The 13,863-nt window shown below is 37.4% G+C and carries 7 protein-coding genes and 1 riboswitch; of the genes, 3 read left to right on the top strand and 4 right to left on the bottom strand.

Annotation, left to right across the window (positions count from 1 at the left end; all coding sequences use genetic code 11):
* Positions 1–37 precede the first annotated feature (37 nt).
* Entirely contained in the window at positions 38–3,064 is a 3,027-nt protein-coding gene (locus tag Q0947_RS10980) for an aminotransferase class III-fold pyridoxal phosphate-dependent enzyme (protein ID WP_299397149.1), read from the bottom strand.
* Entirely contained in the window at positions 3,065–5,095 is a 2,031-nt protein-coding gene (locus Q0947_RS10985; protein WP_299397151.1) for a trehalase family glycosidase, read from the bottom strand.
* Between the two features lie 197 nt (positions 5,096–5,292).
* On the opposite strand from Q0947_RS10985, the gene Q0947_RS10990 reads away from it, so the two are divergent.
* From Q0947_RS10990 to Q0947_RS11000, 3 genes are all read left to right on the top strand, one after another.
* Complete coding sequence (locus Q0947_RS10990) at positions 5,293–6,987, top strand: transcriptional regulator (RefSeq protein ID WP_299397153.1); 1,695 nt, start codon at positions 5,293–5,295, stop codon at positions 6,985–6,987.
* A 264-nt stretch (positions 6,988–7,251) separates the two neighbouring features.
* Positions 7,252–10,347, top strand: a complete 3,096-nt coding sequence (locus Q0947_RS10995) for a TonB-dependent receptor (protein WP_299397156.1) — start codon at positions 7,252–7,254, stop codon at positions 10,345–10,347.
* Between the two features lie 20 nt (positions 10,348–10,367).
* Positions 10,368–11,912 (top strand): RagB/SusD family nutrient uptake outer membrane protein, encoded by a 1,545-nt coding sequence (locus Q0947_RS11000; RefSeq protein WP_299397158.1) that lies wholly within the window; start codon positions 10,368–10,370, stop codon positions 11,910–11,912.
* 148 nt (positions 11,913–12,060) lie between these two features.
* Here Q0947_RS11000 and Q0947_RS11005 read toward each other — a convergent pair whose 3' ends face one another.
* Positions 12,061–12,672: a hypothetical protein gene (locus Q0947_RS11005; protein ID WP_299397161.1), complete on the bottom strand. Its 612-nt coding sequence runs from the start codon at positions 12,670–12,672 to the stop codon at positions 12,061–12,063.
* Positions 12,673–13,180: 508 nt separating this feature from the next.
* A complete protein-coding gene (locus tag Q0947_RS11010) occupies positions 13,181–13,612 on the bottom strand; it encodes a hypothetical protein (RefSeq protein WP_299397164.1) in 432 nt (143 codons plus the stop codon).
* Positions 13,613–13,668: 56 nt separating this feature from the next.
* Positions 13,669–13,766, bottom strand: a riboswitch (SAM-I-IV-variant riboswitch).
* Positions 13,767–13,863 lie beyond the last annotated feature (97 nt).

The following is a 13,863-nucleotide window of genomic DNA, read 5'->3' on the forward strand; positions in this document are numbered from 1 at the left end:
TGGGACTTATGATATATTCTTTTTTAATGGATGGAAATCATAATCTCATAAAATCTTCCGCAAGCACTTTTCTTAAGTAAAAAAGCAGCTCTTCAGCGTTTGCTTTCGTAAAAACAATGGGCGGTTTAATTTTTAAGACATTGTGATCGGGACCGTCCGTACTCATTAAAATACCGTGATCTTTCATTCGGTCCGCTATATAATCTGTTTGTGCCGCTAAAGGGTTTTTATCAGCATCAACCAATTCAATTCCAAGAAACAAACCTTGCCCACGAACATCTCCAATAATTGGAAAGTCTTGCGACAGATTTTGAAGTTCCGCTTTTAAAAATTCGCCCACGTTTAAAGCATTTTCTTGTAGTTTATCACGTTTTACGGTACGAATTACTTCAGCACCAATAGCACAAGACACGGGATTACCACCAAACGTGTTGAAATATTCCATCCCATTGGCAAATTTATCTGCAACATCGCGCGTACAAGCAACGACTGCAAGCGGATGTCCATTGCCTAAAGGTTTTCCAATAGTCACAATATCTGGAACAACATCGTGCAACTGAAAACCCCAAAATGTTTTTCCCATTCGGCCACAACCGGTTTGTACTTCATCAGAAATACAAAGTCCGCCAGCGGCTCTCACTTTTTCATAGGCTTTGGCTAAAAAGCCTTTTGGCAATTCCACTTGTCCACCGCAACTAATGATTGGTTCTATAATCAATGCCCCAACGCCGCGACCTTTTTCATGAATACTATCGATTTGCTTTTGCACTTCCTCGGCATACAATTCGCCCGTAAGTTCTCCTGTATATTTCCCTCTAAAAGCATCAGGCAATGGAAAAATATGCGTGTGTTCTGGCGCGCCGCTTCCACCCTTTCCATCAAACTTATACGAACTGATATCAATACACATATTACTATTGCCATGATAGCCAACCTCACTTGCAATAATATCGCGCTCGTCTGTGGCTGCTTTTACCATTCTAATGGCCAATTCATTGGCTTCACTTCCTGAATTCACAAAATGCAAGACGCTTAATTCTGGCGGTAAGGTCTCCAAAAGCTCTTCAGCCAAGGCATTGATATTGTCATGCAGATAGCGCGAATTGGTATTGATAAGCGCCATTTGCTCTTGACCTGCTTTTACAACATTATAATTTTCATGTCCAACATGCGCAACGTTATTGACGGTATCTAAATATTTATGCCCGAATTGATCAATTAAATATTGGCCCGCACCTCGCACCATTTTTATAGGCACTTTATATTGTAGGCTTAAACTTTTGCCTAAATGTTGTTTTCTATAAGCGATTAATTCCTCATTTGAATTTTCATGAATGTCGCGGAGTGCTTCTGATTTAAACAATAGATTAGGGTCAGGACAGATACTTTTCCAAACCTCTATTTGATTGTAATAGGCGACCCCTGGAAAATCATTGGTGTATCCTAATAGTGACAATATCACTTGAAAATGAAGATGAGGCACCCAATTCCCATTTTCTTCTGAAGTGCCCAATGCTCCTATTTGCTCACCTTTTTTAATAAGGTCACCAACTTTATGTGCCGTAGCACTCGTTACCGATAGATGGCCATAAAGTGTATAGAATTCAAATTGGTCAGTTTGATGTTTTAAAATGACCAATCCGCCATATTCTTTATAGCCTGCATCGTTGACGGCAATGACCACTTCTCCATCTAACAAAGCGTGAACAGGTGTTCCGCTTGGAAGCCAAAAGTCGACACCCAAATGAATGGTTCTACTTTCGGTACCCGAATTCCCAACTTTATCAAAGGCATCGGACGTGTATAAAGCACGTGGCTCTAAATAGCCGCCAGCGATAATTTTATTTGGATGTTCCTTTTGAAGTCGGTTGATTTTAAATTCGAAAAGGTCCAAATCATTAAAATCTTCTTGATGACCGATCCATTTGCTCGATACACTTAAATCGAGATGAAGTGTTTTATTAGTGGCGATTGATGGAAATAATTCTGAAAGCTGAAAGTGCTGTGCTGAAGCCCAGTTTTTAAATTCATTCACGTTAGGATGCGCTTCAAATCCGCAAGCCTTTCTAAAACTGAAATAAGCAAAATCTGAACTTATCTTTCTCCATTTCTTCAGGACTTCCCATGCTGGCTTTTCGCTAATGAGTAAGTATGTATTATCCGGTTCTTCTATTTTATTGATGGCCGATTTAGTAACGGAAATCACCAAACGCATAGCAATGGCATTATATAAATGTATCAACTCATTTTCCTCTAACGGAAATGCTGTGTGATATCCTGCAACAATTGGCAAAGCAGCTTCCAACGGATCATTATGATTCATAATGGCATACGCACACGCCACCGCAAGATCATTGATGATTTGGGTATGGACGGCATCACCATAATCGATGGACGCTTGAACTTTTGGGCTTATCAAGTCTGATGAAACAATCACATTATTGTCGTTGGCATCATTATGAACAACTGCGGTTCTTAATTTTACATAGCTCTCTTGCGAAGTTTCAAATTGATTTTGAAAATGAGCGATGATTTCTCGGTCTTCATTCTGGAACAAATCCAGGTGCGGTTTGGTCCAAAGTGCTTGCGCTACATCCCAAGCAAATTCGCGATGTGCTTCTGGGTGATCAAAGCCTTGCAATGCTTGTGTTAATAGGCCACATTGCTCCCCTAAACTAAAGCGTAAATCGTCTAATTGCGGATTTACAGTACTCCACACACGGCCAGAAACCCAAGTTAATACCCGTACAAAGCGTTCCTTACCAAAAGCGTCAGTAATTTTAGAAATCGGATTTCCGTCAACATCCGGAATTACTTTGGGTGCAATAAGATGTTGCCCATTGCCTTCAACATGTTGTAATAGTTTTTGTTGAAAATCCAAATAGCCTTCATCTTCATTGGGGCGGGAAATCTTCAGAATATAACCGTCCGAATCAGCGACTTTAATCCTAAAATTAAAATCGATTTCTCCAGGAAGCGGCGATGCAGTCCCTATAATATTGAAGCGTTTCAGGAGAATATCCTCCGCTTGCTGATTCGATATTTTTAAGTTCTCGTAGTTCATTTAGTCATTTTGTAAGAGCATGATAAGGTGCGCCGCACTCCAGCTGAAATTTTGTGCATTTAAACCTTCGCCAGTGATGGGATGATAATTTTCACGTATGGATTTTCCTTTGCCTAAAATTCCGTCAGCACCTTCAATAATTTGAATGGTGGCTTGATTGGCTTCTTCATGAAACCCATAATTGCGTAAGCCTTGCACCGCAAAATATGCTTGGTCTAACCAGTTTGGACCTCTCCAATAGCCTTTTAGTGGGTCAAATCTGTCATGATCAGCACTCATGGTTTGAAAAGGGATTTTTGTATAGAATTTTTTAGGTTCCATTAATTTGATTTTGACAGCATCAGCTTGTTCTTGACTGGCTGCATTTGCCCAAAGCGCCGTCCAACCTTCGCTTCCTTCACCTTTGATAAATGTTTTACCATCAATAGAGGTGTCATAAAACCAACCATCTTCAGGGTCAAAGAATTGTTGTTGAATTTTTTCTTTCAAAACACCAGCTTCTGCCTTGTAGGTTTCCGAATCTTCTGTGTGATCTAAAATGGCCGCCAATTGACTTAAAAACAACTTTTCTGCATATAAATAGGCATTCAAATCCACACTTTCCTGATCTAGAGAATAGGCGTCTTCCGAATTTTTTAAAATTTTAGAGTCGTCAAAACGAATGGCATTATCCATCCCACTCTCCCATTTGGCAGCAATTAAAGTACCGTCTGTAGAACCGTATTCGCATAATCCATCTTGGTCGTGATCTCGGTTTTCATACCACCATTCATGATACTTTTTAAGTTTTGGGTAAAACTCTTTCACGAAATCAATGTCTTTGTCCTTTTCATATATATTGACAATTGCCCATGCCGAAAGTGGTGGCTTGGTATCGCGATAATTATGGGCTTCAATAGTGGTGTCTCTAAACACACAATCAACGATAAATCCGTTATCACTCTGAAAATCGAACATGGCGCGCATTTGATCTTTAGCCAAACTAACGTCATAATAGGATAAGCCAACGGCATGCTTCCAAGAATCCCAAGACCAAAATCCGTGAAACCATTCATAATGATAACTAGGAAATAAGCCTTCATGCTTGAGTTCTCCAGCAGGAATACGCCAATTATTCTGTAAGGTCAAATGTGCTTTGGCCAATACTTCAGCGTATTTATCATCTATATATTCCGGTTTACGATTTTCAATTATAGATTGTAATTGACGGTTCTTTTCTCCTTTACGCTCTTTTAAGACCGTTTCAAAATTTACGTTTTCAATAGCCTTTCGCTCCTCTCCCCAAGAATATTCTGGAAATATAAAAGTTTGTGCCACGACAAATGCTTTGCTTTCACCAGGTTTAAGAGATATTTTATTAGTTGCTGTAAATTGTAAACTATCAGCCATGGCGACAGTTGTAGTCTTCGGAAACGTAATATATCCGCTTGCGTCGGACTTGGAAGATGTAATTTTGATGACATGATCCACTTGTGAAAACGAAATACCATCTATCAAAACAGGAGCGTTGTTCCAAAGCACTTCTACAGCTATAGCTTTATCGCTCATGTTTTTAATTTGAGTCTCCACTAAAGCGGTATGTCCGTTTTTAAAAACGAGTGTTTCGTCAACAGCTAATTTATCGCTGGTGTAACTCATTTCTAAATGACTCGCATAACTCGTCGCACTTTCTTGTTTTAATACTTCACTTGTAGTATTCACTTTAAATGACGGATTCAAAAGCGACTGAGTTAACCACACCCCGTTTTGCTGTGTCATTAAAAAAGGTCCTGAAAAACCGATAGTTTCAGTTGTATCATCACTCAATCCATAAGCAAACCAAGCGCCTTGATCAGAAAACATTAAACCAGATCGGTCTGAAGAATTTTCTGGAGTGATTTGATAATCCAAACTGTTCTTACTGTAATCTAAAAAAGTAAAAGAATCGGCATTACTTGTCGATTGCTTTTGCGTGTTACAACCAAAACTAATTAACAGCAGAATCACCAGAGTCAATTTCATCACTTTTTTAAAATATAGTTTTACACCCATTTCAGATTATTTAAATAGTATCAATATCATGGTAACAAATTTCTAATTTTTATTAATATTACGTCAAAATTCACCTTTACATGACCTTACAAACACACTTTTTTAAAGAATTTCAATATAAATTCGAATCCTCTTTGTGAACGTGCATATGTAACTGTAGATAACTGTATTTTTAGATGGCCTTAAATTTCCGACTGATGAACCAATTGAAAACTTTTATTCTAATCACCTTTATATGTATTGGTTTAACATCGCAATCCCAAACAAATATTTGGGATGAAAACCCAGCCGACTCACAAATTGAACTGGACAGTTTATTAATCCTATTACCCACTTCAGAGCGTGCACAAAAGATACCTTTATTAAATAGAATTGCCGAAATTTATTGGTCCATAGATCCTGATAAAACCATTCAATATGCTTCCGAAGCACTGCAATTGTCAAAACAATATGGCACCAAGGAACAAGAAGGTTTAGCACTTATTAATCTTTGTCAAGGGTACTTATTTAATGATATTTTTGATAAAGCACTTCAATATGGACTACAATCCTTAGAAATCCGAAAGGCTTTAGGAAATGATTATGACTTGGCTTTTACTTTACGTACACTCGGATGGCTCTATTATGACATTGGTTATTTAGACAAGGCTTTAGAATACCATACAGAAACCTTAAAAATACACGAAAAAATAGGCGACAAACCTCGGATTGCCTACAGTTACAATAGTATTGGACTGATTTATGAGCGTCAGGACAACTGCACTTTAGCTTTGTCTTTCTTTAAAAGATCTTTAGAACTCATTGAAAACCTCAACAATAAAGACAGGATTGCCGAAGCCAAAAAGAACATGGGTATTTGCTACCGCAAGATCAATGATCTCGATTTGGCCAAAGAATATTTAGAGTCCGCCTTAGAAATCACCAATCAAATAAAATATGACCAAAACAAGGTTTATATTCTACATGAGCTCTCCATTGTCTACCTAAAACTAGGCGATTTTGAAAAATCATATGCCTTACTAAAGGAGTCCAGGAGCATCATTGAAACCTTGAGCAACAACAAAGAAATTGATTTAGAGAATAACAGAATACTCTCAGAGTACTACTTAGCAAAAAACAATTACAAAGAAGCTTACAACTATTATATGAAGTATGCTGAAGGGACTTCTGATATTTTTTCGAGCAATAAAAGCGAGAAGTTGGCTGAAATGAGGATTTTATACGAGGCAGAACGACGCGAAAATGAAATTAAATTTTTAGAACAACAACGGAATTTAGAGGCTCAAAAAAGGAACTACATTCTCATTGGTTCTTTGTTATTGGTAATAATCGCCATACTCATCATTGGCAGTTTGTGGAATAACATTAAAAAGAAAAAAGCCCTTTATTTACAAAGTCAAAAATTGTCAAAAGAGAAATTAAAAACACAAAGCTTAGAACGGGAGAATCTGGAACACAAATTAGAATTTAGAACCAAAGAGCTTACCAATCTCGCGTTATTTATATCCCAAAGGACTTCCATCTACAAGGATTTGACCAAATCGTTAAAAGGTTTAAAATTCACCGATTTAAAAGAGGTCAAAAAGAATATTGACGCCCTCATCAAAGATTACTCATTCAAATTTGACTTGAATGAAGATATACAACGCTTTCACACCAACATAGAAAATCTCCAAAGTGATTTCTTATTTAAACTCAAGGAAAAGTTTCCGAATCTGACAGATAAGGATGTTCAGCTTGCAGTTCAGGTAAAACTCAAATTAAGCTCCAAAGAGATTGCGAACATCAATAATATTTCAGTCAATTCTGTGGAAATTGGGCGACATCGCCTAAGAAAAAAGCTAGGCTTAGACACCAAAGATAATCTTGTGACGTTTTTAGAAGAACTGTAATTCTGAAAATAGGTTTAAAAGCTATAAAATTTCCATTTTCCCCAAAAAAACTCCCTAAATTATAATATAAACACCGCATTTACAAAACATTACCCTTAAAAGATTGAAATTCCCATTAGTTTTCAAAAGTTAAATTTTAAGGCTTTGTAAAGGTTATGTAAAGGTGATTTGTGATGTTTTATCTCAAAATAAATTCATATTTGGTCATCTTAAACCCTGGTTTAAAAACGGGTAGAAGTCTGAACCAACAAATAATTTATTACAATGAGAAAAAATCATTCGCGATTTAAAAATCACTCGGTACACATTCTGTTTTTAGTGTTTTTTGCTTTTGTATCTTTTGGATTTATGTCTAATTCATATGCCCAAGGTATTTTAGTAAAAGGAATCATTATAGACAACACTGGTATGCCCGTTGCTGGTGCAACAATAATGCTTAAAAGTAATTCCACCGTAGGTACACAGTCTGACTTTGATGGGAATTACACTCTAGAAGTTCCAAACGAACAATCCGTCTTAGTCTACAGTTATTTAGGGTTTACCACTCAAGAAATTACAGTAGGCAGTCAAAGGACCATCAACATTACCTTTGCGGAAAATGCAGAAGGTTTAGATGAAATAGTGCTTGTGGGATATGGCACCCAAAAGAAAAGTGATGTTACGGGCGCTATCAGTTCCGTAAAAAGCGAGGATCTCAACAAAGTTGTCACCACCAATCCGGTAGACGCCTTACAAGGTAGAGTATCTGGTGTTACAGTGACATCTTCCTCAGGTAGTCCTGGCGCGGCTGCAGATATTACCATTAGAGGTATTGGAAGTTTTGGAAATAACCAACCGCTGTATATTGTAGATGGCGTTCAAGCGGACCCTTACTTTATCAACGGAAACGATATTGAGTCGATTGAAGTTTTAAAAGACGCGGCTTCTGGTGCAATTTACGGTACAAGAGCGGCCAACGGTGTGATCATCATCACCACTAAAAAAGGAAAATTAGGGAAGACCAAAATTGAGATTGAAAGTTCTTTAAGCTCCAATTCCGCAAGAGAGGACATGAAGTTACTGGATGCTGACGGCTACCTTTCAGTACACAGACAAATGTATGAAAACGCAGGTGCGGCCTTACCGCAGTACATCCAAAATCCATCTAATATCAACACCAATTGGATTGATGAAACACACAGAAATGGTCAATTGAACTTATTGAATGTTCGCGTTAGTGGCGCTTCAGAAAATGTAAATTATAGCGTTGCCGGAAGTTATGCAGACGAAAAAGGAATATTAATTGGTTCAGGGTTTTACAAAAAAGGCATCAATGCCAATATGGGAATCAAAAAGGGAAAATTAAAAATTAATACGGCTTTAAATTATAGCGAAACCAATCGTGAGGATTATAAATTTTCACTGAGAGAAACCTATTTTATATCGCCATTAATCCCCGTTTTAGATCCGACAAAACCTTCTGGTTACGGATTTAGAAGCGGAGATCTTCCTGATCATCGAAATCCTGTGGGTGAAGATGCCCTTATTGACGGGTACACCAAACAGAAGTATTTCTTAGGAAATGTGAGTTTTAATTACGAAATCATTGAAGGCTTGTTCGCCAATGCCAATTTCGCATTATCCAATAGAGACAGTTATACATACGCGTTTCACCCAGCATTTAGAGTAAGGGATATTGATGATAATCCTCAAAACGAATTTGCCTTTGTTTCTGAATACAACAGTGAATTTAGAAGATTAAATCAAGATTACACCTTGAATTATATGTTCGAAATTGATAAACATTCCTTCAATTTATTAGCGGGTTATCAGAGAATCTCAGAGCCATTTAAAGAAACTTACATCCAGGGCGAAGGTTATAAATTTGATGAAAATGACGACAAAGTACCAGCAACCATCCTCGATCCTAGTTTTAACACTTTAAATGCCTTTGGAGATGGGACGTTTTCTGGTGAAGGTACCAATGCACAATACGCTTTGGTATCGCAGTTTGGAAGATTGAATTATGCCTATAACGATCGTTATTTACTTCAGGCAAGTATCCGTCGCGATGGCAGTTCAAAATTTGGAAAGAACAATAAATATGGAACCTTCCCTTCTTTTGCGCTAGGCTGGAAGATTACAGACGAGGAATTCATGAAAAACCAAGAGTTCTTCAACTTTCTAAAACTGAGATACAGCTGGGGACAAGCCGGTAATGATAGTGCTTTAGGCTATTATGATTATATCGCGTTGATTTCTCAAGGAAAAGATCAGGATACTGGTGGCTATGTATTTGGAAATCCTCAAAACTCTTATTTAGGAAGTATTGCCCGCGATTTGCAAAATGACGATCTGCAATGGGAAACGAATACCTCTTCAAACTTTGGAATTGATTTCGCATCCTTAGGCAACAAATTAAAAGGATCTATCAACTACTATAAAACAACAACAGAAGATCTTTTAATCACCAAAGAAGTTTCTCCATCAAGCGGTGTCAACAATCCTGTAGTTAATGTGGGAGAATTTGAGAACAACGGATTGGAGTTTGAATTGGGCTACGTCAATAAAGACAATGCTTTAAATTACTCGGCTTTTGCAACGTTTACCACTGTGAATAGTGAGGTGACAAAACTTAGTAATGCCAATCAAAAATTATATGGTATCGGATTACTATTCGGATCGGACCATTTCGTAAACCAAACCCAAGTTGGCTATGAGCCGGGCGCTTATTTTTTACCGGTTGCCAATGGCATTTTCCAAAGTCAAGCGGAAATTGATGCCCACGGTGCGCAACCAGAAGCAGCACCAGGAGATATCAGATTTGTGGATCAAAATGGCGATGGTCAAATTGATGCTGCTGATGAAACCTACCAAGGCACTGCAATTCCTAAATATGAATACAGCTTAAGTTTGTCCGCCGATTACAAAGGCTTCGACTTGAACGTATTCTTCCAAGGCGTTGGAGGTAACAAGATTTATAACGGTAACGACTTCAGATTACTCAGTTTAGATACAGGAAGAAACTTTAGGGCAGAAGCTGCAAATGCTTGGACACCTTCTAATACCAATACCAACATTCCGAGAGCGATATTGGGAGATCCTAATAGAAATAACAGAGCTTCTACCCGATTTTTAGAGGATGGCGATTATTTACGAATTAAAACCATTCAGCTAGGATACTCTTTACCAACCAATGTTCTTGAAACTTTAGAGCTCGATAAATTTAGAATTTATGTAACCGGTCAGGACTTATTTACGTTCACCAAGTACAGTGGTTTAGATCCTGAAGTTGGAGGAAGCGTATTATCTAGAGGTATTGATAATAATTTATATCCAAAATATAAATCTGTAATTGTTGGTGTACAACTGGCATTTTAAGAACAACAAAACATAACACCATGAAAAATTTATATAAAATAATTGTCGTTACGCTTATAGTAACCTTCTCAACATCCTGTAGTGATGATGAGTTTTTAGAGCAAACATCACCAGACCAACTTACCTCCGATAGTTTTTGGAGAAACGCTGAAGATGCACAATCCGGATTGGTAGCCGCCTATTCAGAATTAGAATCTCGAAGTAACTTTTGGGATGGGTGGCAAGAAGGAAGACCTGTGGTTGAGTATTTCAGATCTGACTACGCTTTACCAGGACCAGATGCGAGTAATTATTCGCATTGGATGTCCATATTCAATTTTAATTATACCAACGGCCACACCTTTATTGATGTGATATGGTCCACGAATTATAAAGGATTGAATTTCTCAAATCAAGTTATTACCAAGGTAGGTCAAATGACTTCGGATCAAATATCTGATGCAGAAAAAAAACAGATCATAGGAGAAGCCACCTTTTTAAGAGGCTATTACCACTTCAAATTATTGACGCTTTATGAGCAAATTATTTTAAGAACAGAGTTGATTTCCAATGAAACTTTAGACAAACCTTTAGCATCCCGTCCAGAATCTTGGGAAGCCATCATAAAAGATTTCAAACAGGCTGCTGAGATGCTTAAAAATGTAGAAAGCACTGAGCCTGGAAGAGCTACCAAAGGTGCCGCATTAGCGTATTTAGGCAAGGCTTACATGTATAAGGCAGGCGACCCAACATCAGCTGAAGCTACCGATTTTGCAAATGCAGCGAATGCATTCAAGCCTATTGTTGAAGGTGCTGCTGGAACGTATGCTTTAGAATCTGATTTCTCTAGCCTATTTAATGGTGAGAATGAAAATAACTCAGAATCCGTTTTTGAATTACAATTTAAAAGTGGTGATGCTAGCTCGTGGAATGCGACCCGACTCCATGCTTTTGTTGGCGATTGGTCCATTGGAGGCTGGGGTGGTATTGCAGCCACTATGAACGTTGTGAACGCTATGAAGAGCGAAGGAAAGATTGCCAGCAATGGCCTCTATGATTACAGACTTTATGGTTCACTATATTTCAAAGATCCATATTACAATGACCCAAGCACTAATGCCATGCAAGGGAGTACATGGGATAAACTTATGAACGACACCTACGGAAACACTAATGATAATGCAGCTTACTTTAGAAAATGGTTACCAAATTATGTCTCCAACAATAGTTATGTTGGGGTGAATGTGGTGCTGATGCGTTACGCTGATGTGTTACTGATGTATGCAGAAGCCTTAAATGAAACAGGCGCTACGCCACAAGCGATCACTATTATTAATGAAGTAAGACGAGTGCATGGCAATATGCCTCCAATAACTGCGGTTTCTCAGGCAGACGTTAAAAAACAAATCATTCATGAACGTACGATGGAGTTTACATTGGAGTCTGTTCGATTCTTTGACTTACGACGATGGAATATGTTAGACGAGGCGATGCAGGCCGCAGGAAGAACGAATTTTAACGCAGCTTCTCATGCGTATTTGCCAATTCCGCTATCAGAAATCAATTCAAATTCTAAAATAAACTAAAAAGGAGATCTTTTTGAATTAGCCTAAAAGAGCTGCCATTGTAAAATGGCAGCTCTTTTGCTTTTAACTACTTCATATGAGTGTTTGATGCGTCTCCTTTTATAAATAATTTTTCACCTTAAGATCAATCACTAACTCTGTGAATATCTTATTTTTCATGTAACCAACTTTCGAGTTCGGCTATCCCACCCTTTCGACGGCAATAACCACAACCCCATTCATCGCTTTTGGTGCTTACCATAATAGAATGTCCTCTTCCTGAAGGACATTGAGCGTTCCAATTAGTGGGTGAATACCCTGAAGGAACGGGGTTCAGGTTGTTCTCTTTGAGATAAGTGATGAGAGGCGTAATATTTTCTAAGGATTTTTTTGAAATAGCATCTTTTTCATCCTTAATGGATTGAACTATGCCATCAAATTCCTGTTCCGTAAACACCGAACTATTTTCGAATTTTGGATAGCCGCTAAATGGGGCGCTTGCTTCAATTGAGTTTTTTACAATAAAAGTAATGTTCTCCTTAAGATTCTTGAACCTCATTCTATATTGGGCCATAATCTGCAGTTCACTTTTACCATAAGAATAGGCCAATTGGATAAAATTATCATCAGTAACTCTGTAGTAGTAATTGAATTCCTCATCAAACATTGTTTCTAAAGTATCCATAAGATATTGAAATTGTTCATGGATCTCCTTAGTGCTTCCGAAATCTAATTCGGAGTTCATTTTAACTCCTTCTTGTGTTGTAAAAACGGTTTTCATAATGCATCGTTATACACGAAAAATAATTTAAAATTTTTACTAATATCTAATCGTTTACATCCATTCCTGTGATCACCCAAATAATCAATAAGCTATTGCTTATAAAGAACACTATCCGGTGCAGCGGTCCAAGCAATTGAACTGTTCGTCAATTTTGTAAATGTATATGTTACTGACTGACCTGGAGGATATTTTAAAGTTACCGAATAGTAGTCGCTTCTAATTTGATCAGTAGCAGAAACTGATTGCCCTGAATTTGAACCTAAAAGAAGCAGCTCTCGTTGACTTTGTTGAACTCCACCTGGTAATATCACTATTAAATCATTACTCGTAAACTTGAAACCAGCCGACTGCCCCTCTTCCATCCATGCTCCCTGAATCCAGGAGGGAGGACTTATTGCTATATTAGAATTTGTTTCATTGTCCGAAGAACAGGACGTTAAGGTGATTAAGAATACCAAAGCGGCAAAAAAGGTAATTTTCTTAATACTCCTGTTAATGTTGATATTTATTTCCAAAAATTATAATGCTGTAATGTGCCCATTTCTACAACTGACATTCCACTACTCAGATTGCACATAAATATGTCCTCAATTTCGTTATCTTTCTCATGTATAATATATGCAAATGCGGGTGTTAAGGAATTTGTATAAAATTGATAAACTTTATCTCCACAATGACAACCATTACAATGGCCTTCAATCATAGTGGTTTCTGTAAACCCTTTCGCTTTCCACGAGTCAAACTCTTCTTTTAAAGATTGTAAAAAGCGGTATTTATCCAAATCTTGAAAATACTGATCCTCCTCAATTAAAGGCTCAAATATAGATGAGTCCAAGGATACACAAGCATCAATAAATGTGGTTTTAATTTTTAAAGCTTTACTTCCTCGTGAAGAATTTCCCTTAACTTTTAGTTTAATCAACTCTGTTTGTAACATATCGAACGTTTATAATTATTAAATACTAACTCAATTTAAAATATTACAAAGGGAAGGTAAACACATTTTTTTCCATTTGTACTGGCTCATTGTAAAAGCACCTTCGCTTGTTATTGCAGGTTGCTACCTCCAATGGAGGTTCTTAATGATGTTACTAATATTGTTAAATAAAATTAGATTTCATAATAATTTTTAACTTTTTTTGTCTGTATCACAACTTACAATAGCGAAATACAATTACCTACTTTAAT

It is taken from the genome of uncultured Gelidibacter sp. (genome assembly GCF_947500795.1).
In the GTDB taxonomy this organism is placed as follows: Bacteria; Bacteroidota; Bacteroidia; order Flavobacteriales; family Flavobacteriaceae; genus Gelidibacter.

What these genes read in the sequence shown, in the direction of transcription:
- Q0947_RS10980 (WP_299397149.1), bottom strand. Translation starts at nt 3,064, where the DNA reads ATGAACTACGAGAACTTAAAAATATCGAATCAGCAAGCGGAGGATATT.
- Q0947_RS10985 (WP_299397151.1), bottom strand. Translation starts at nt 5,095, where the DNA reads ATGGGTGTAAAACTATATTTTAAAAAAGTGATGAAATTGACTCTGGTG.
- Q0947_RS10990 (WP_299397153.1), top strand. Translation starts at nt 5,293, where the DNA reads ATGAACCAATTGAAAACTTTTATTCTAATCACCTTTATATGTATTGGT.
- Q0947_RS10995 (WP_299397156.1), top strand. Translation starts at nt 7,252, where the DNA reads ATGAGAAAAAATCATTCGCGATTTAAAAATCACTCGGTACACATTCTG.
- Q0947_RS11000 (WP_299397158.1), top strand. Translation starts at nt 10,368, where the DNA reads ATGAAAAATTTATATAAAATAATTGTCGTTACGCTTATAGTAACCTTC.
- Q0947_RS11005 (WP_299397161.1), bottom strand. Translation starts at nt 12,672, where the DNA reads ATGAAAACCGTTTTTACAACACAAGAAGGAGTTAAAATGAACTCCGAA.
- Q0947_RS11010 (WP_299397164.1), bottom strand. Translation starts at nt 13,612, where the DNA reads ATGTTACAAACAGAGTTGATTAAACTAAAAGTTAAGGGAAATTCTTCA.